19 protein-coding genes are annotated in these 18,059 nt (G+C 71.3%); 4 read left to right on the forward strand and 15 right to left on the reverse strand.

Going from position 1 to position 18,059, the window contains the following annotated elements:
- Positions 1 to 43 precede the first annotated feature (43 nt).
- The gene (locus KIK09_RS32950) at positions 44 to 1,192 is read left to right on the forward strand and encodes an MFS transporter (protein ID WP_214323308.1); all 1,149 of its coding nucleotides are present in this window, start codon (positions 44 to 46) and stop codon (positions 1,190 to 1,192) included.
- Here KIK09_RS32950 and mutM read toward each other — a convergent pair.
- The 8 genes from mutM to KIK09_RS32990 form a co-directional block, all read right to left on the reverse strand.
- A complete protein-coding gene (gene mutM / locus KIK09_RS32955; RefSeq protein ID WP_214323309.1) occupies positions 1,140 to 1,982 on the reverse strand; it encodes a bifunctional DNA-formamidopyrimidine glycosylase/DNA-(apurinic or apyrimidinic site) lyase in 843 nt (280 codons plus the stop codon). The two genes, KIK09_RS32950 and mutM, sit on opposite strands and share 53 nt — an antisense overlap.
- Position 1,983: 1 nt before the next feature.
- Positions 1,984 to 2,724: a ribonuclease III gene (gene rnc / locus KIK09_RS32960; RefSeq protein WP_372455707.1), complete on the reverse strand. Its 741-nt coding sequence runs from the start codon at positions 2,722 to 2,724 to the stop codon at positions 1,984 to 1,986.
- Positions 2,725 to 2,962: 238 nt separating this feature from the next.
- Positions 2,963 to 3,142 (reverse strand): 50S ribosomal protein L32, encoded by a 180-nt coding sequence (rpmF, locus tag KIK09_RS32965; protein ID WP_033409409.1) that lies wholly within the window; start codon positions 3,140 to 3,142, stop codon positions 2,963 to 2,965.
- 1 nt (position 3,143) lies between these two features.
- Positions 3,144 to 3,695 (reverse strand): YceD family protein, encoded by a 552-nt coding sequence (locus KIK09_RS32970; protein WP_214323310.1) that lies wholly within the window; start codon positions 3,693 to 3,695, stop codon positions 3,144 to 3,146.
- Positions 3,696 to 3,765: 70 nt separating this feature from the next.
- Positions 3,766 to 4,242, reverse strand: coding sequence for a pantetheine-phosphate adenylyltransferase (gene coaD / locus KIK09_RS32975; RefSeq protein ID WP_214323311.1), 477 nt, complete (start codon positions 4,240 to 4,242; stop codon positions 3,766 to 3,768).
- A gap of 15 nt (positions 4,243 to 4,257) precedes the next feature.
- Entirely contained in the window at positions 4,258 to 4,824 is a 567-nt protein-coding gene (gene rsmD, locus KIK09_RS32980; protein ID WP_214323312.1) for a 16S rRNA (guanine(966)-N(2))-methyltransferase RsmD, read from the reverse strand.
- A 583-nt stretch (positions 4,825 to 5,407) separates the two neighbouring features.
- A complete protein-coding gene (gene recG, locus KIK09_RS32985; protein ID WP_214323313.1) occupies positions 5,408 to 7,579 on the reverse strand; it encodes an ATP-dependent DNA helicase RecG in 2,172 nt (723 codons plus the stop codon).
- Between the two features lie 34 nt (positions 7,580 to 7,613).
- A complete protein-coding gene (locus tag KIK09_RS32990) occupies positions 7,614 to 9,158 on the reverse strand; it encodes a DAK2 domain-containing protein (RefSeq protein ID WP_214323314.1) in 1,545 nt (514 codons plus the stop codon).
- 178 nt (positions 9,159 to 9,336) lie between these two features.
- On the opposite strand from KIK09_RS32990, the gene rpmB reads away from it, so the two are divergent.
- Positions 9,337 to 9,522 (forward strand): 50S ribosomal protein L28, encoded by a 186-nt coding sequence (gene rpmB / locus KIK09_RS32995; protein WP_049556934.1) that lies wholly within the window; start codon positions 9,337 to 9,339, stop codon positions 9,520 to 9,522.
- Positions 9,523 to 9,843: 321 nt separating this feature from the next.
- Here rpmB and thiD read toward each other — a convergent pair whose 3' ends face one another.
- The 3 genes from thiD to KIK09_RS33010 all read right to left on the reverse strand — a co-directional run bounded on the left by thiD (position 9,844) and on the right by KIK09_RS33010 (position 13,386).
- On the reverse strand, positions 9,844 to 10,641 hold the full coding sequence (thiD, locus tag KIK09_RS33000; protein WP_214323315.1) for a bifunctional hydroxymethylpyrimidine kinase/phosphomethylpyrimidine kinase: 798 nt from the start codon (positions 10,639 to 10,641) through the stop codon (positions 9,844 to 9,846).
- A gap of 12 nt (positions 10,642 to 10,653) precedes the next feature.
- Positions 10,654 to 12,255: a hypothetical protein gene (locus KIK09_RS33005; RefSeq protein WP_214323316.1), complete on the reverse strand. Its 1,602-nt coding sequence runs from the start codon at positions 12,253 to 12,255 to the stop codon at positions 10,654 to 10,656.
- A gap of 159 nt (positions 12,256 to 12,414) precedes the next feature.
- On the reverse strand, positions 12,415 to 13,386 hold the full coding sequence (locus KIK09_RS33010; RefSeq protein ID WP_214323613.1) for a thiamine-phosphate kinase: 972 nt from the start codon (positions 13,384 to 13,386) through the stop codon (positions 12,415 to 12,417).
- Between the two features lie 139 nt (positions 13,387 to 13,525).
- Between KIK09_RS33010 and KIK09_RS33015 the strand changes: the two genes are divergently transcribed.
- Positions 13,526 to 13,759, forward strand: coding sequence for an Lrp/AsnC family transcriptional regulator (locus tag KIK09_RS33015; protein ID WP_214323317.1), 234 nt, complete (start codon positions 13,526 to 13,528; stop codon positions 13,757 to 13,759).
- An 8-nt stretch (positions 13,760 to 13,767) separates the two neighbouring features.
- Positions 13,768 to 14,199 carry a DUF3515 domain-containing protein gene (locus KIK09_RS33020; protein WP_214323318.1) on the forward strand — a complete coding sequence of 144 codons (432 nt, stop codon included), beginning with the start codon at positions 13,768 to 13,770 and terminating at the stop codon, positions 14,197 to 14,199.
- On the opposite strand, the gene KIK09_RS33025 is transcribed toward KIK09_RS33020, so the two are convergent.
- The 4 genes from KIK09_RS33025 to KIK09_RS33040 are packed head-to-tail and all read right to left on the reverse strand — an operon-like array spanning position 14,182 to position 17,984.
- Complete coding sequence (locus KIK09_RS33025) at positions 14,182 to 15,276, reverse strand: D-alanine--D-alanine ligase family protein (RefSeq protein ID WP_214323319.1); 1,095 nt, start codon at positions 15,274 to 15,276, stop codon at positions 14,182 to 14,184. The genes KIK09_RS33020 and KIK09_RS33025 overlap by 18 nt on opposite strands.
- Positions 15,273 to 16,262 carry a trans-sulfuration enzyme family protein gene (locus KIK09_RS33030; RefSeq protein WP_214323320.1) on the reverse strand — a complete coding sequence of 330 codons (990 nt, stop codon included), beginning with the start codon at positions 16,260 to 16,262 and terminating at the stop codon, positions 15,273 to 15,275. The genes KIK09_RS33025 and KIK09_RS33030 overlap by 4 nt, the downstream gene beginning before the upstream one ends.
- Complete coding sequence (locus KIK09_RS33035) at positions 16,259 to 17,269, reverse strand: NAD(P)H-dependent glycerol-3-phosphate dehydrogenase (protein WP_214323321.1); 1,011 nt, start codon at positions 17,267 to 17,269, stop codon at positions 16,259 to 16,261. The genes KIK09_RS33030 and KIK09_RS33035 overlap by 4 nt, the downstream gene beginning before the upstream one ends.
- A gap of 4 nt (positions 17,270 to 17,273) precedes the next feature.
- Positions 17,274 to 17,984 (reverse strand): lysophospholipid acyltransferase family protein, encoded by a 711-nt coding sequence (locus tag KIK09_RS33040; RefSeq protein WP_214323322.1) that lies wholly within the window; start codon positions 17,982 to 17,984, stop codon positions 17,274 to 17,276.
- Positions 17,985 to 18,059 lie beyond the last annotated feature (75 nt).

Here is an 18,059-nt window from a genome sequence, read left to right on the forward strand (position 1 = left end):
CTCGTCATTGTTCCCCGAGGGGCCCGGGAGCAGGCTGAGCCGCATGACGACTTTGACTGTTTCCCCGGTGCGGACACGCTGGCTGGCGGTGAGCTCGGTGGCGGTGGGCACCTTCGCCGTCGTGACCAGCGAGATGCTGCCCGTCGGCCTGCTGACCTCGATCGCCGCCGATCTCTCGGTGTCCGACGGTACGGCGGGCCTGATGGTGTCGGTGCCCGGATTGGTGGCCGCCGTTTCCGCGCCCGTGCTGGCGATCGCCACGCGGCGGCTGGACCGGCGGATCCCGCTGCTGGCGATGATGGCGTTGCTGGTGCTGGCCAACCTCCTGTCGGGGATCGCGCCGAACTTTCCCGTGATGCTGGCGGCCAGGCTGCTGACCGGCGTGAGCATCGGCGGTTTCTGGGCCTTCGCCTCCGGGCTGGCGCCGCGGCTGGTGCCCGGTCAGGCCGTGGGGCGGGCCACCTCGGTGATCATGAGCGGGGTGTCCGTGGCGCTGGTGCTCGGCGTGCCCGCGAGCACGTTCCTGGCCACGTATGCGGGCTGGCGGGCGGCGTTCCTGATCGTGGCGGGGCTGGCCCTGGTCGTGTTCGCCGTGCTGTCGCGAGCGCTGCCGGTGATGCCGGGTGACGAGGCGGGCGCCGCGCGGGAGCCGCTGACCGGACGCATCAAGGTGCTGCTCGCCATCACCGTGCTGGTGATCACCGGGCACTTCTCCGCCTACACCTACCTGCGGCCCTTCCTGGAGCAGGTCTCGCACGCGGGTCCCGCGCTCGTGGGCACCGCGCTGCTGCTGTTCGGCGCGGCGGGCGTGGTGGGCAACTTCGCCGGCAGCGGGATGACCGCCCGGCGTCCAGGGGCCGCGCTGGTCGTGCGGGCGCTGCTGATCGGGCTGGCCGCCGCGGCGCTGGCGCTGCTGGTGACCCCGCTGGTGCCGCTGGCCGTCTGGGGCCTGGCCTACGGCGGGGTGGGCGTGGCCCTGCAGCTGTGGATCATGCAGGCGGGCGGGCGCGAGCTGGCGACGGCGGCGTTCGTCAGCGCGTTCAACGTGTCGGTCTCGCTCGGCTCGTTCGTGGGCGGCCGGGTCCTGGACGGGGCGTCCGCCTCGGCGGTGATGTGGGTGGGCGCGGTGCTGGCCCTGCTCACCGCGGCTTTCGCTGGCATCGCGGGCAGAAGTAGGACGAGCGGTTCATGAACGCCTCCCGCTTGATCGGGGTGCCGCAGCGCGAGCACGGCAGGTCGCGCCTGCCGTACACCTCGAGGGAGCGTTCGAAGTAGCCGCTCTCGCCGTTGACGTTGACGTAGAGGCTGTCGAATGAGGTGCCGCCCTGCTGGAGGGCGGCGCTCATGACCTGGCGGACACCGGCCAGCAGTTCGGCGATCTTCGGCCTGGTCAGCGTGTGGGTGGGGCGGGCCCAGTGCAGCTTGGCCAGCCACAGCGCCTCGTCGGCGTAGATGTTGCCGACGCCGCTGATCAGCGACTGGTCGAGCAGGGCCCGCTTGATCTCGGTGTGCTTGGCCCGCAGCCTCAGCGCGAAGACCTCGTCGTCGAAGGCGTCCTCGAACGGGTCGGGGGCGATGTGCGCGATCGGCTCTGGCACCCCGTCGACCATCCGGGTCAGCATCACGTGGCCGAACGTGCGCTGGTCGATGAAGCGCAGGTCGGGACCGCCGTCGGCGAAGGTCAGCCGTACCCGCAGGTGCTTCTCCAGCGGAGAGTCGGACTGGACGACCAGCAACTGGCCGCTCATGCCCAGGTGGGCCAGGAGCGCGTCGTCGGGGCCGAGCGGCAGCCACAGGTACTTGCCGCGGCGCCTGGCCTCCTGGATCACGCGGCCCTTCAGCCGGGCGGCGAACTCGTCCGCGCCAGGCTCGTGGCGCCTGATCGCGCGCGGGTGGAACACCTCGGCCGCGGCGATCTCCCGCCCTGCGACCCACTCGGCCAGGCCCCGGCGGACGACCTCGACCTCTGGCAGCTCGGGCACGCTAGCCGGCCGGCTGGCTCTCGCGCTGCTCGCGGCGGGCCCTGATGCGGGTCCAGGCCGCCTCGGCCGCCTGCTGCTCGGCCTCCTTCTTGCTGCGGCCCGTGCCAGACCCGTACGACTCGCCGCCCACCCGCACCTCGGCGGTGAACGACTTGGCGTGGTCGGGGCCGCTCTCCTCGACGTGGTACTCGGGCACGCCGAGCGCCTCGGAGGCGGTGAGCTCCTGCAGCGAGGTCTTCCAGTCGAGCCCGGCGCCCAGCGAGGCCGACCGCTCGATCAGCGGGTCGAAGAGCACGTGGACGACGCGGAACGCCTCGTCGAGGCCCTTGTCCACGTAGATCGCGCCGATCAGCGCCTCCAGCGTGTCGGCCAGGATCGAGGACTTGTCGCGCCCGCCGGTGCCCTCCTCGCCCCTGCCGAGCCGCAGGAACCGGCCGAGGCCCAGCCCTCTGGCCACGTCGGCCAGCGCGCGCATGTTGACCACCGCGGCCCGCAGCTTGGCCAGCTGGCCCTCGGGCAGGTCGGGGTGGTTGCGGTAGAGCGTGTCGGTGACGACCAGGCCCAGCACCGAGTCGCCGAGGAACTCCAGGCGCTCGTTGGTGGGCAGGCCACCGTTCTCGTAGGCGTACGAGCGGTGTGTCAGGGCTCGCTCGAGAATGTCGGAGTCGAGCTGGACGTCCAGCACCTTGTCGAGCTCTTGTCTGGCGACCTCCACGGCCACCGGCTTGGGACCTGCGCCCACGTGTTCCTCCTCGGACATCTTCACATGGCGCGATGGCTGCGGAAGATGCCCGAAAACGTGGTGGGCGTCGGGGAATGCCTTGCCCCGGCGTCCACCACGGCCGCGGGCCTACCGCCACCGCACGCATCTGAGACGGTAACGCCGACCGGGGCACATTCGCACCCGGTCGGCATCACGTCAACTCAGATCGCTCTCCCCCGAACGCGACCCTTCCAGGTGCGTCGATGGAGCTCTCGGATCAGGCGGACGGCTCGATGACCTGGCGGCGGTTGTAGGTGCCGCAGGTCGGGCACGCGATGTGCGGCTGCTTGGGCGAACGGCACTGGGGGCAGCTCACCAGGGCGACAGCAGTCGTCTTCCACTGGGAGCGACGGGCGCGGGTGTTGCTCCGCGACATCTTTCGCTTCGGGACGGCCACGTCACTTCTCCTGATCGTTATCGTTCTCGGTAATCAGACCTTGCAACGACGCCCAGCGAGCGTCGATCTTCTCGTGCCGGTGATCGGGGCCGGCCTCGGCCAGCTTGATCCCGCATTCCGTGCAGAGCCCCTGGCAGCCGTCTTGGCAGACCGGGCTCAACGGCAGTGCGAGCACCACCGCGTCGCGGAACGTCGGCTCGAGGTCGAGAAGCTCACCGTCGAGCAGTGAATCCTCCTCCGAGGCGTCCTCGTCGGAGTAGAAGAACAGCTCCTGAAGGTCGACCTCGATGTCCGAGGTGACCTGGTCAAGGCACCGCGCGCACTCCCCGGCCAGCGGGGCCTGCGCCGTGCCCGAGACGAGCACGCCTTCCATCACTGCTTCGAGCCGGAGCTCGAGCTCGACTTCGGCGTCCTTGGGGACACCGATCATGTCGACGCCGAGATTCACCGGTGCCGGGAGGGACAGGGACATCCGCCGCATCGAGCCGGGCCGCCTCCCCAGGTCATGAGTGGAGATCACCCACGGGGAACGGGGGTCGAGGTGCTGAGTCATCTGCTCTCGCTAGGCATGGCGAAATGATCGCCGTCGTACAAGGCCGAAATGAAAGGATACCAGGCTCGCGTCAACCTCTGAGCCGCTCGATCAGAAGCTTATGGACCAGGTCGGGGACCAGGCCGGACACATCACCACCATACCGGGCGATCTCCTTTACCCGGCTGGAGGACAGGAAGGAGTACTCGGGGTTCGTCGGCATGAAGAGCGTCTCCACGCCCGACAGCCGGTAGTTGAGCTGCGCCATCTGCAGCTCGTAGTCGAAGTCGCTGACGACCCTGATCCCCTTGACGATCGCGGGGATGTTGTTGTGACGGCAGAAGTCCACCAGCAGCCCGTGGAACTTCTCCACCTTGACGTTGTCGTAGTCCTTGGTCACGGTCTGCAGGATGTCGACGCGCTCGTCGACGGTGAACAGGCTGCTCTTCTCGACATTGATCAGTACCGCGACGGTCACCTCGTCGTAGAGCCGGGCAGCCCGGCCGATGATGTCGAGATGGCCGTTGGTGATGGGGTCGAACGACCCCGGACAGACAACGCGGCGCACTACGCCTCCCCAGGTCTACGAGTTCCCGGCGGCGCGACCGTACCAAACGGACGCTTCGCCATATCTACGGACCCTCTCCTCGATGTACCCTTCGGGCCACTCCAGGGCTTTCCCCCTGGTCTCGCGTTCAAAGGCGACGAGCGCGTCCTCCGCCAGCCACCCGTTGTCCCTCAGCGCCTCCAGCACCGCGACCACCTCCTCGTTGGAGACGACATAGGGCGGGTCGGCGAACACGATGTCGTACGGCTCCTGCGGCCCCCTCGCGAGCACGCGCTCCACCCGGTCGGCCACCACCTCGGCCCCGGGGAGGCCCAGCGACTGGACGTTCGCCTTGATCGTGCGCACCGCCCTGGGGTCCGACTCGACCAGCAGCGCGTGGGCGGCCCCGCGCGACAGCGCCTCGAGCCCCACGGCCCCCGAACCCGCGTACAGATCCATCACCCGGGCCTGCCGCAGGCCGTGCAGCGAGTCGAGGGTCAAGAAGAGCCCTTCACGCGCTCTGTCGCTGGTCGGCCGGGTGCCGCGCCCCGACGGGACGGCCAGCCGACGCCCACCTGCAGCGCCCGCGATGATCCGAGTCATAGGGACCATTGTTCCGCATGTTGCCGCAGGTCAAGAGTGGACAAGTGTCGGCCTCGACTGCGCAAGGGTCGTTCACATCGGGTGGGCTCATCAGCATGATGATGACTGCGGCCTTCGAGGTGACCCAGAAGGAGGCCGACCGGCGTGATCGTGAGCCCTTCCGCACGCCGGTTCCCTCGGCACCTGACCCGAGGGTGGGCCCAGCCGGGGGCGGCATTCGGGGGGAGGCCGCCCCCGCGGCTGGGCCCTATAACTTCTCTCCCGGCCTTTCAGGACTTTCTTCTTCTGTACGTAGGCCACCCCACCGACCGCCCGCCACACTCCGGCTGAGGGCCCCCGCCCGGCGCTTCCGGCGAGCCGACGCCACTCCCCACCGCCACAACACCCGAAACCGTGGCCCCCCGGCCCCGCTCCCCCGCCTCATCCGCGCGCCGGGTCTGGCGAGAGGGTGTCCCGCGCCACGCGTCCACGCGCCGGGTCGGCGAGACGGTGTGCGGCGAGCGTCGGCGCGCATCCAACGGCGCCCGACCCGGCGGGCGCGCGGCGGGCACCCCGAACGCTCGGCTGCGTCCCGGCGAGCGGGTCAGGTTTTTTCGAGGTAGTCGGCCTTCTCGTCGGCCAGGAGGCGGGTGATTTCGGCGCGTAGGGCGGGGTGGGACTCGAGGGCCGGATCCACGGCCAGCAGGGCGGAGGCCTCGTCGCGGGCAGTTTCGATGACGTCCTCGTCGCGGAGGAGTTGGAGGAGCTTGAGGGACGAGCGCTTGCCCGACTGCGCCGCCCCCAGCACGTCGCCTTCACGCCGCTGCTCCAGGTCCACCCGCGACAGTTCGAAGCCGTCGAGCGTGGCCGCCACCGCGTCCAGTCGCGCCCGGGCGGGCGTGCCCTCGGCGAACTCCGACACCAGCAGGCACAGCCCGGGCAGCCCACCCCGCCCGACGCGCCCGCGGAGCTGGTGGAGCTGCGACACCCCGAACCGGTCGGCGTCCATGATGATCATGACGGAGGCGTTGCGCACGTCCACGCCGACCTCGATGACCGTGGTGGCGATGAGCACGTCGACCTCGCCCTTGGTGAAGGCCCGCATGATGGCGTCCTTCTCCTCCGGCGGCAGCTTGCCGTGCAGCACCGCCAGCCGCAGCCCGTGCAGCGGCCCGTCGGCCAGCATCTCGGCCACGTCGAGCACGGCCAGCGGCGGGCGCCGGTCGTCGTCGGCGGGCGTCAGGTCTCCCTCGTCCCCCTCGGTGTCGCCGATCCGGGGGCAGACGATGTAGGCCTGGCGGCCGAGCCCGACCTCCTCGCGCACGCGTTCCCAGGTGCGCTCCAGGTAGTGCGGCTTCTCGGCGGCGGGCACGACGTGGGTGGTGATCGGGGCCCGCCCGGACGGCAGCTGCGCGAGCGTGGAGACCTCGAGGTCGCCGAACACCGTCATGGCGACCGTGCGCGGGATCGGCGTGGCGGTCATCACCAGCACGTGCGGGCGCCCGCCGGTCACCTTCTCGCGCAGCGCGTCGCGCTGCTCCACGCCGAAACGGTGCTGCTCGTCCACGACCACGAGCCCCAGATCGGCGAACTGGACATGCTCCTGGAGCAGCGCGTGGGTGCCGACCACGATGCCCGCCGTACCGGATGCGGCGTCGAGCAGGGCCGCGCGGCGAGCGGCCGCGCCCATCGAGCCGGTCAGCAGCGTGACCGCGGTGCCGCCGAACATGCCGCCCTGGGCCAGGTCGCCGAGCATCGTCGTGATCGAGCGGTGGTGCTGCTGGGCGAGCACCTCGGTCGGGGCGAGCAGCGCCGCCTGGCCGCCCGCGTCGGCCACCTGGAGCATCGCGCGCAGCGCCACCACGGTCTTGCCGGCGCCGACCTCGCCCTGGAGCAGCCGGTGCATCGGGTGCGCAAGCGCCAGGTCGGCCGCGACCTCCTCCCCCACCTGGGCCTGGCCCTCGGTCAGCGAGAACGGCAGGCGGGCGTCGAAGTCGGCCAGCATGCCGCCGTCCTTGCGCGGGAAGGGCTTGGCCGGCCAGGCCACGGCCGCCGCCCTGCGCTGCAGCAGTACGGCCTGCAGCACGAACGCCTCGTCGAACTTCAGCCGCTGGCGGGCCCTGTTGACCTCGGCGAAGTCCTTGGGCCTGTGGATGGACACCAGCGACTCGGCCAGCCCGTCGAGCCGGTGGCGGGCCCGCAGCTCGGCGGGCAGCGGATCCTCAAGCGGGCCGAGCGTGTCGAGCACGATGCCGATCGCGCGCCGGATCGCCCACGGCGTCAGGTCCTTGCCCGCGGGATAGATCGGCACGGGCGCCGTGGCGAACTCCTGCGCGCTGGACTCGTTCTCCTCGAACAGCTCGAACTCGGGATGCGCCATCTGCCAGCGCGGATGCGACCGGGAGCCGAACACGCCGACCTTGCCGGCGAACATGCCGCGCCTGCCCGGCTTGAGCCGCGTCTCGGCCACGTGGGAGCCCTTGCCGAAGAACGACAGGTAGATCTTGTTGCGGTTGCCGTCGACGACCTCGACCTCGAGCCAGGTGCCGCCGCGGTTGCGCATGGGTTTGCGCATCAGCCTGGAGACCTCGCCCACCACGGTGACGTGCTCGTCGACCTCCAGCGCGTCGAGCGCGGTCAGCTCGCCGCGCTCGGCGTAGCGGCGCGGGTAGTGACGCAGCAGGTCGCCGACCGTCTCCAGGCCGAGCACACCGTGCAGCAGCTTGGCGGTCTTCGGGTCGAGCGCCTTGGTAAGCGGCTCGTCGAATCGGCTCACGGTCCTATGTTCTACCGCCTATTACCGACAGGAATCATTCGACGCCGATGAGCAGCGGGTAGCCGCCCTGCTCTCCCTGGTAGACGACGAGGTCGACGTCGGGTCTGACGCGTGCCAGGTGCTCCTCGACGTGCGGCGCCAGCCGTACCGGAGCGTCGATGCCCGTGACCAGGGTCACCAGCTCGCCGCCGCCCGCCACCATCCTGTCCACGATCATCGTGGCGACGTCCTCCAGCGACGAGCCGATCACGGCGACGTCGCCGTCGATCAGCCCGAGCACGTCGCCGGGGCAGCACAGGCCCGCGCTGGTGACGGCCTCGCGGTCGGCGACGGTGAGATGGCCGTACCGGGTATGCCCGGCGGCGTCGGTCATCGCCACCACGTCATCGTCGAACCGCCTCAACGGATCGTGTACGGCGAGCGCCGCCAAACCCTGCACGGTGGCCTTCGTGGGCAGCACGCTGACCACGACGCCGTCCTCGCGGGCGATCTCCGCCGCGGCGGAGGCCACCGAACCCGCGCCCTCGTCGTTGGGCAGCACGGCGACCTCGCTGCCAGCCTCCCTGATCGCGGCCAGCATCGTGGGCAGCGACGGGCGCGAGCCGGGAGCCCTGCGCACCACCACGGCCCCGCTCTCCTCGAACAGCGCCGCGATCCCGTCCCCAGCCGCGACCGCGACCACGCCACGGCCCGCGTTGCCGCGGTGGGTGCGTTCGGCCAGGTAGGTCACCCTGATCCGGTGCGGCCGCCCGGCCCGCATGCCCGCCTCGATCGCCGGGCCGGCCTCCCCCACGTGCACGTGCACGTTCCACAGGCCGCCGCCGCCCACCACGACCAGCGAGTCGCCCATCGAGTCGAGCTCCTCGCGCAGCCTGGCCACCGCTCCGTCCTCGGCGTCGAGCAGGTACATCACCTCGTACCCCGCGCCCACCTCGGTCATCGGCGACACCCGCGCGGTGGGCGCGGGCACGTCGTAGCGGTCGCTGTAGGAGTCGGTGATCACCTCGGCCAGCGACTCGAGCACGATCGCCAGCCCCGCGCCGCCCGCGTCGACGACGCCGCTGCGGGCCAGCACGTCGAGCTGGCCGGGCGTGCGCCGCAGCGCCTCTCGCGCCTCACCGGCCGCCCGCCGCGCGACCTCCTCCAGGTCGCCGTCGAGCTCCTGTACGGCTCCCGCCGCCGCGGTCAGCACGCTCAGCACGGTGCCCTCCACCGGCCGCGCCACCGCCTCCCTGGCAAGCGCGGCGGCCCGCCGCAGCCCTGCCCGCAGGTCGGGACCGTCCTTGAGCACCTCGGCCAGCCCGCGCAGCGCCTGGCTGACGATGACCCCCGAGTTGCCGCGCGCGCCGACCAGCGCGCCGTAGGAGAGCGTCTGCCACGTCACGGCGGCGTCGACGTCCTCGGGCAGCGCCTCGACGGCCTCGGCCGCGGACAGCATGGTCAGGTGCAAGTTGGTGCCGGTGTCGCCGTCGGCGACGGGGAAGACGTTCAGAGCGTCGATCTCGGCTCTGGCCCTGCCGAGCGCGTCGGCGGCCAGCCGGGCCCAGCGGCGAACCGCGGGCGGGTCGAGTACCTGCATCTGTGTGCTCCGACCTCCCGACTTTATGGTGGAGAATATCCCTGTTCGTGCTGGACGAGTTCGCACGCAGTGCTGCGGATCAGATATCCTCGTCTGGCTGGCCGGTTGTCCCGGCATGCCCTCCGCCAGGAAAACATCAGCGACAGGGCTACATCGACTGTTTCTAAGGAGCGATACCGTGGCTTCCGTCTGCGATGTCTGCCGCAAGGGCCCGACCTTCGGCAACAACGTGTCTCACTCGCACCGCCGCACCCGTCGTCGTTGGAACCCCAACATCCAGACGGTCCGCGCGGTCATCGGCGGCACGCCGAAGAAGCTGAACGTGTGCACCTCCTGCATCAAGGCAGGCAAGGTCACCCGCTAGCCCACACCGCTTTCTCCACGAAGCCCGCCGCTCCCCGAGCGCCGGGCTTTCGTCATTCCCACCCGCCGTACGTCTTTGCGCGTCGCTCGCCGTTGACCGCGTGCCGAAGCTCACCCGCACAGCGTCCCGCCGACCCGGCGCGCGGTGCGGCGCGCCACGATCACGCCGTACGCCCTTCCGGGGTGCCACGATCACGGGCGCCGTGGCGGCGGGCAAGTGTCATCGACTCGCCGGAAGCGCCGGTCACGGGCCCTCAGCCGAGGTGCGGCGGGCGGCCGGTGGGGCGGCCGACCCGTACAGGAGAAAGCCTGGGAAAGCAGGTTACGGGCGCCAGCGCCAGGCGTGGTCCACGGGGCCGATGCCGGCGCCGAGGGGGAAGCCGCGGGCGATGGCGCCGGTGACGTACTCCTTGGCCTTGCCGACCGCGTCCGGCACCGAGGAGCCCAGGGCGAGGTGGGAGGCGATGGCCGAGGCCAGGGTGCAGCCCGTCCCGTGGGTGTGGCGGTTGTCGAGGCGTTCCGCGCGGAAGAAGTACTCCGACTCCCCGTCCGTGAGCAGGTCCACCGGGTCGCCCGGCAGGTGACCGCCCTTGATGAGAGCCCAGCGGGGGCCGAACTCCAGGACGGCCTCCGCGGCCCGCCGCAGGTCGGATTCCTCCTCGACCTTGACCGAGGTGAGCTGCTCGACCTCCCACAGGTTGGGCGTGACGACCGTCGCGACGGGCAGCAGCCTGGTCCTGATCGTGTCCACCGCGGACGGCGCCAGCAGGGAGTCGCCGTGCTTGGAGACCCCGACGGGGTCGATCACCGAGGGCGCCCCGTAGGCGCCGATGACCTCGGCCACGATCTCGACCAGCCCCGAGGAGGCGAGCATGCCCGTCTTGATGGCCTGCGCGCCGATGTCGCCCAGCACGGAGTCGAGCTGCGCGCGCACCGCCTCGGGCGGCAGTTCCCAGTAGCCCTGCACGCCGAGCGAGTTCTGCGCCGTGACCGCGGCGATGACGCTCATGCCGTGCACGCCGTTGGCGAGCATGGTCTTGAGGTCCGCCTGGATGCCCGCCCCGCCGCCGGAGTCCGACCCGGCGACGGTCAGCACAAGGGGTGGGGTGGAAACCGTCATGTCTCCATCAAATCAGGTGATGGAGCAGTTTCCGCCCACCAGTCCGCAGGTCTGCGGCACCGCGGAAGACCCCGTGGCGTCGATCGTGACGTCGATCGAGTCCCCCGCCGCCAGCGTGCTCGACACATCCAGGATGAGCAGGTCGCCGTCCTGGCTCCAGTCGGCGCCCTTGACGTCCAGCACCTTGCCCGCCAGCGGGATCGACACGGTGGCCGAGGCCAGCGCGTTCGAGGCCGAGTTGGCGACGCTCAGCTTGGCCGTGTACCCGATCAGCCCGCGCCGCACGACGTTGTAGGTGAGGTTCACCGAGCCCGCGTTGGCCTGCGTGGTCGACGTCGGATTGCCGGTCGGGAAGCCGCCCGTGTCGCTCGAGGTGGTGGCCGTCGGCGCGTCGGTGCTGGTCGGGCTGTCGTCCGACGGGGTGTCCGTCGGGGTGAGCGTGTCCTGCTCCGTCGGCCTGCGCGTCGGCGTCGCCGACGTCTTCACCTTGACCTTCTTGGTGGCGGTGGGCGTCGGCGTGGCCTGAGGCCCCTGAGTACGGCGGGGCACGTGCGTGCCCGTGGGCGTCGTGGGTTCCGGCGAGTCGGACTCCGCCTCGGTCGGCTCCTCGCTCGGCGAGCTGGAGTCCTCCACGGGGGCGGATGTGGACGCCAGCGGCCCCGGCTGGTTGGAGGCCTGCACGGCGGCGCACTTGCCGCCCGGACACTTCGCCAGGTCGCCGGAGGAGCCCATCAGCTTCACCCCGGCCACGGTGCCGCCGAGCACGACCGCCACGGCGGCGACCGACAGCAGCGCCACCTTGCCCCGGCCGTTCGGCGGGGCGTCCACCGAGTCGCGGCCCGGCGGCCTGCGGCGCCCGCGACGCCGTCCTGACGGCTCCTCGGGCGGGAGCTCCTCGCCGGACCAGCCCTCGCCGAGGAAGCCCGTTTCGCCGGGTTGGAGGAGGCCGGTGTCGGAGGCGTCGGCCCACGCGGGGGTGGGCGCGTTCACCATCGTGGGGTTCCCGGCCACCCTGACATCCCCGGGCGCGGGCGGCGCGCCGTAAACAGCGGTGGCGTCGGGCGACCCGGGACCGTATCCGTCGAAGGAGCCGATGCCCTGGGTGTCGTCGAGCGGCGGCCGCGTGAAGGCGCCCGTGGTCTCGAACGGCTCGGCCCCGGGCACGCCAAAGGCATCCGGGGCGGGTGACGACGGCCTCGCGCCGGGCTCGAAGGCTCCGGGAGGCGCGGTGAAGGCGTCAGGAGGGGGCGTGAAGGCCCCAGGAGGTTCGAAGGCGTTCGGAGGGGGCGTGAAGGCCCCAGGAGGTTCGAAGGCGTTCGGAGGGGGCGTGAAGGCCCCGGGTGGGTCGAAGGCTCCGGGAGGGGGCGTGAAGGCGCCGGTGGTCTCGAACGGCTCTCCCTGCGTGGGCGGCAGGAAGGCCCCGGTCTTCTCGATCGGCTCCGACGCGAAAGAGCCCGCGGCCTCGGCGGGGTTTCGCTCCGGCGCGGGCCTCCACTGCCCGGTCACCTCGATCTGATCAGGTGGCGCCGGCCAGCCGGGCGGCTCGTCCGATCCCCAGAAGGGGCTGCTGTCTATACGATCCTGGGACCAGGTCGCGTCGTCGCCGCTGCCCATCCCCCGTTCATCCGCGTCTTCGGATCCACCTGTGCCGTGGCGGCCCATGGCTGCCCTTTCTGCCGGTTACAGTGGCCGCCACTCTTCATAACACCTTTACTACGCCTTTGTCACAGCATTCACCGGAGTCACACAGAATTTTACGTAAATCCGGACAAATCAGCGGAAGTGGTCCCAGCCTCCGGGCCCCGATTCTCTGCCGAGCACGCTCACACCGTCACCCTCCGTGACCGAGCCGATGATCGTCCACTCCGGCGGCAGCCGTACCTCCGCGGGGAACACCGCGGCCAGCGCGTGATCGTCCCCGCCCGTGAGCACCCACTCCAGCGGATCGCCCCCGAGTTCCGCGGCCGCCGCCGCGACGGGCGCGGCCACCTCGAACGCCGCCGGGTCCAGCGTGATCCGCACCCCGCTCGCCTCGGCCACATGCCCCAGGTCCTGCACCAGCCCGTCGCTCACGTCGAGCATGGCGCTCGCCCCCAGCAGCGCGGCCTCGGGTCCGCTCGCGTACGGCGGGCGGGGCCGCCGGTGCCCGTCCACGGCCTCCCTCAGCAGCCGTGGCCCGGCCAGCCCGCCGGGCCTGGAGTCAGGCGTCCAGCCCGCCTCGAGCAGCGCCAGCCCGGCGGCCGCGTACCCGAGCCTGCCCGTCACGGCCACGACCTGCCCCGGCCTGGCGCCCGAGCGGGTCACCGGGTCGCGCCCGTCGAGCGAGCCGAGCGCGGTCACCCCGAGCACCACCAGATCGCACCTGGTCACGTCACCACCGGCGACACTGGCCCCCACCACGGCGCACTCGTCGCGGAACCCTTCGGTCAGCGCGTCCAGCCAGTCCACCGGCAGCGAGGCGGGCATGCCGAGCCCCACCACCAGCGACGTCGGGACGGCGCCCATCGCCGCCACGTCGGCCAGGTTCTGCGCGGCCGCCTTGCGCCCCACGTCGTAGCCGCCCGACCAGTCGCGGCGGAAGTGCCGCCCCTCGATCAGCAGGTCGGTGGAGACCACCACCCGCCCGTCGGCGGCCCGCACGATCGCCGCGTCGTCACCGGGCCCGAGCAGCACGGCCTCTCCCTGCGGCAGCCGACCGGCGATCCGCGCGACGGCGCCGAACTCGCCGAGTTCCCCGACCGTGATGGCACACCTCCCAGAGTCACCTCACGCTAGCCACTCCGTATGCTGGATCATGCACGGGGGTACCAGGTCATCTGGCCGCTCATCAGCCCGAAACGGTACGGTGGCCCTTCGGCGTGATCCAATCGCCCGGGAGGACGTAATGGTGCAGGCCTACATCCTTATTCAGACCGAGGTCGGCAAGGCCGCGAACGTGGCCCACGAGATCTCCGGGATCCCCGGGGTCACGCAGGCCGAGGACGTCACCGGTCCGTACGACGTGATCGTGCGCGCCGAGGCGCGCAACGTGGACGAACTCGGCAAGCTCGTCGTCGCGCAGATCCAGGCCGTGGAGGGGATCACACGCACGCTGACGTGTCCCATCGTCCACATCTGAGAGTCTCCATGCGCGCCGCTGCCGTCCTGATCGTCCTGCTCGCCCTCGCCGGATGCGGCGGCGCCGTCCAGGTGGCGCCGCCGACCCCGCAGGGCGAGGCAGTGGCGGCCTGTCAGCGCCTGTCGAGCCGGCTCCCCAAGACGCTCGACGGCGCCCAGCGGGGCACCTCCAGCCCCGAGTCGCCCTACGTGGCCGTCTGGGGCGAGGCGGACATCGCACTGCGCTGCGGCGTGCCCCGCCCCGCCAGGATGCAGCCCACCGACCAGCTCCAGGAGATCGACAGCGTGGGCTGGTTCGCCGATCCCGACAAGCCCACGCTGTTCACCGCGGTCGCCGCGCCCCTCTACGTGGAGGTCACGATCGCCGGCACGCACTCCGCGCCGAGCGTGCTCGCCGACCTGTCGGGCCCGATCGCCCAGGTCTCACCGAAGTCCGGGTGACCTGCGCAGCGCCAGCTGGACGAGCCTGTCGACGAGCTGCGGGTAGGACAGCCCGGAGGCGGCCCACAGCTGCGGCGCCACCGACAGCGAGGTGAACCCGGGCATCGTGTTGATCTCGTTGAAGATCAGCTTTCCCTCGGGCGTGTAGAAGAAGTCGACCCGCGACAGGCCCTCGCACTCCAGCGCCTCGAAGGCCCGCACCGCCATCGCCCGCAGCTGCTCGGCCACCTCCTCGGGCAGGTCGGCGGGGACCGTGAGCGACATCTGGTCCGGGTAGTACTTGGCCTCGAAGTCGAAGAAGTCCTGCCCGCCCTCGACCTTCACCTCGCCGGGCATGGAGGCGGCGGGCGGCTCGTCACCCAGCGACTCCAGGACCGCGCACTCGATCTCCCTGCCGATGATCGCGGCCTCGATCAGCACCTTCGGGTCGTGCTCGCGGGCCAGCTCCACGGCCGCCTCCAGCGAGGCACGGTCGTGCGCCTTGGAGATGCCCTGCGAGGAGCCGGCCCTGGCGGGCTTGACGAACACCGGCCAGCCCAGGTCCTCGGCCTCCTTGAGCACCCGGGCGCGGTCGAGCCGCCAGTCGCGGTCACGGACCACCAGGTAGCGGTCGATCGGCAGGCCCGCGGCGGCCATGACGGTCTTCATGTGGGCCTTGTCCATGCCGACGGCGCTGGCCAGCACGCCGGAGCCGACGTAGCGGACGCCGGCCATCTCCAGCAGGCCCTGGATCGTGCCGTCCTCGGCGAACGCGCCGTGCATCACGGGGAACACCACGTCGACGGAGCCCAGCTCGACGGGGATGCTGCCGGGGTCGTAGGCGACGAGCGAGCTGCCGCCCGTGGGCAGCGCGAGCGCCGCGCCGGTCGCGTCGACCTCGGGCAGCTCGCCGCCCTCGATCGCGAAGCGCTGGTCGCCGGCGGCCAGCACCCACCTGCCGTCCTGCGCGATCCCGATCGGGATCACTTCGTACTTGTCCCTGTCGATCGCCTCCAGCACGCTGCCCGCCCCCATCAGGGACACGGCATGCTCGGAATTGCGACCTCCGAAAACGACGGCGACACGTGGCTTGCTCATGTGACCCCAATGTACTCAAGAGCGCGCGTGACGTCCGTGATCAGATCCTCCGCGTCTTCCAAACCGACCGAAAAGCGCACCCGCCCGTCTCTTACCTCCGCCGTACTGTACGGCCCGCAGATGGGTCCCTGACTCACCAGGGTGAGCGCCTTGACCAGGGAGTACGGGTCGCCGCGCGGCGTGAGGCTCACGCACGTGCCGAATCTGGTGCCCTCCGGGCCGGAGTCGAACAGCCGCCTGGCCATCAGGTGTCCTGGGTGGTCGGTCAGGCCCGGGTAGCCGACCCTGAGCACGCCCGGGTGCTTGGCCACGGCCGCGGCGAAGACCATCGCGGTCGAGCACATCCGCCGCACCCGCAGCGGCAGCGTCCGCAGTCCCCTGCGCAGCTCGGCCGCCTCGCCCGCGGGCAGCCCCGCGCCGAGGTCGGCGCAGACCTGGCGCAGCCGGCTCACCAGGTCGGGGCGGCCGGTGATCACGCCGCCCGAGCAGCCGTCATGGCCGCCGAGCAGCGCGCTTGTCGAATGGACGACCAGGTCGGCGCCGTGTTCCAGCGGGCGGCACACGATCGGGGTGGCCAGCGTGGAGTCGATCACGAGCAGCGCGCCGGCCTGGCGGGCGATCCGGTAGAGGCTGCGGATGTCGGCCACCTGGTCGGAGAGGGTCTCCGCGTAGAGGATCTTGGTGGTGGGTTTGACGGCCTGCCGTACCCGCTCCAGGTCGGACATGTCGACGAAGTCGGCACTCACCCCGAAGCGGGCGAGCACGTTGGCCAGCAGCCCCGCCGCGGGCGCGGGCGCGACGACGTGGGTGCCGCCGCGCAGGAACGTCAGCATGGCCACCGTCAGCGCGGCCTGGCCGGAGGCGAAGGCCTGGCCCGCCACGTCCTCGGGGGCGGCGGCGCCCTCCAGCGAGGCCACCGCGGCCGCGAAGCCCTCGGCGGTCCGTTCCTCGCCAGGCAGGTGGACGCAGCGCGTGTTCTCTCTCACACCCCGTACCGTTCGGGTTTGGGTGAGCGGGACATCAGCAGCATGCCGGCCTCGCTCGGCGTCATGCCGTCGTGCACGACGCCGACCACGACCTCGGTGATCGGCATCTCGACGCCGTGCTTGCCCGCGAGCTCGAGGACCGACTCGCAGGACTTGACCCCCTCGGGCAGCTGCTTGGTGCCGGCGAGCAGCTCCGCGAGCGGCATGCCGCGGCCCAGCTTGTCGCCGAACGTGCGGTTGCGCGAGAGCGGGGAGGTGCAGGTGGCCACCAGGTCGCCCATCCCGGCCAGGCCGGAGAACGTGTGCGGGTCGGCGCCGAGCGCGGCGCCCAGGCGGGAGATCTCGGCCAGGCCGCGGGTGATCAGCATGGCGCTGACGTTGTCGCCCATGCCCATGCCGGCAGAGACGCCGACGGCGAGCGCGATCACGTTCTTGACCGCGCCACCCAGCTCCACGCCCACGACGTCGGGGTTGGTGTAGGGGCGGAACCAGGGAGGCAGGTGGCAGGCCGCCTGCAGCCTGGCGGCGACCGTCTCGTCGGTGCAGGCCACGACCGTGGCGGCGGGCTGGCGCTGGGCGATCTCCTTGGCCAGGTTGGGGCCGGAGACGACGGCGACCCGCTCCTGGGGGACGTCGGCCACCTCCATGATGACCTCGCTCATCCGCTTGGTCGTGCCCAGCTCGATGCCCTTCATCAGGCTGACGAGCACGGCCTCGCGCGGGATGTGCTCGCGCCAGGCCGCCAGGTTGTCCCGCAGCGACTGGGCGGGGACGGCGATGACCATGAAGTCGGCGCCGTCGAGCGCCTCCGCCGGGTCGTTGGTGGCGCGCAGCGACGGGGGCAGCGCCACTCCGGGCAGGTAGTCGATGTTGGAGTGGGCCCGGTTGATCGCCTCGACCATCTCAGGCCTGCGGCCCCAGATGATCGTGTCGTTGCCCGCCTCGGCGAGGATCATGCCGAACGTGGTCCCCCAGGGACCGGTTCCGAACACGGCCGCCTTGGTCATGGGATCACTGCCTCGAGGGGTCGTAGGGGGATTCGGGGGCTTTCTTGCCGCGCAGCTCGGCCAGTTGCTCGGTGATCGCGGCCATGATGTCGGCCGTGGCCTCGCGCAGGACGTCGGCGTGCGGCGGACTGCCCGCGTACTTGGACAGGTCGACCGGCGGCCCCACGCTGACGTGGAAGGTCTTGCGGGGGAACAGCCTGGGTTTCTTCTCGCCGTAGGGCAGCAGCTCCTGTGCGCCCCAGTGGGCGACGGGGATGACCGGGGCGCCGCTCTCCAGTGCCAGCCTGGCCGCGCCGGTCTTGCCGACCATCGGCCACAGCTCGGGATCCCTGGTGCAGGTGCCCTCCGGGTAGAACAGGATCGCGCCGCCGTCGCGCAGGCGCTGCTCCGACTCGTTCAGCGACTTGACCGCCTCGCTGCTGCCGCGGAAGACGGGGATCGCCAGCAGCCCGCGCACCGCCCTGCCCAGGAGCGGCACCTTGAACAGGCCGGCCTTGGCCAGGATGACCGGCCAGCGCCCGTTGTTGTAGAGGAAGTGGGAGATCAGGACGGGGTCGGTCCAGGACAGGTGGTTGACCGCGATGATCACTCCGCCCTTGCGCGGGATCCGCTCGCCGTGCCGCCAGTCCTTCTTGATGAGGAGCCAGGAGAGCGGTCTCACCACCACTACGGCGAAATACTCCCAGAAACGCGAGGGTCTCTCGGGGCGGCTCATGCTCTCCTCCAACGCGTGGTGTGTGCGCCCAAGTCTCCCGGTTGGCCGCGTGGGATGTCGAGGCGGGATGCTTAA

The sequence above is a fragment of the Nonomuraea sediminis genome, assembly GCF_018531495.1.
Classification (GTDB): domain Bacteria; phylum Actinomycetota; class Actinomycetes; order Streptosporangiales; family Streptosporangiaceae; genus Nonomuraea; species Nonomuraea sediminis.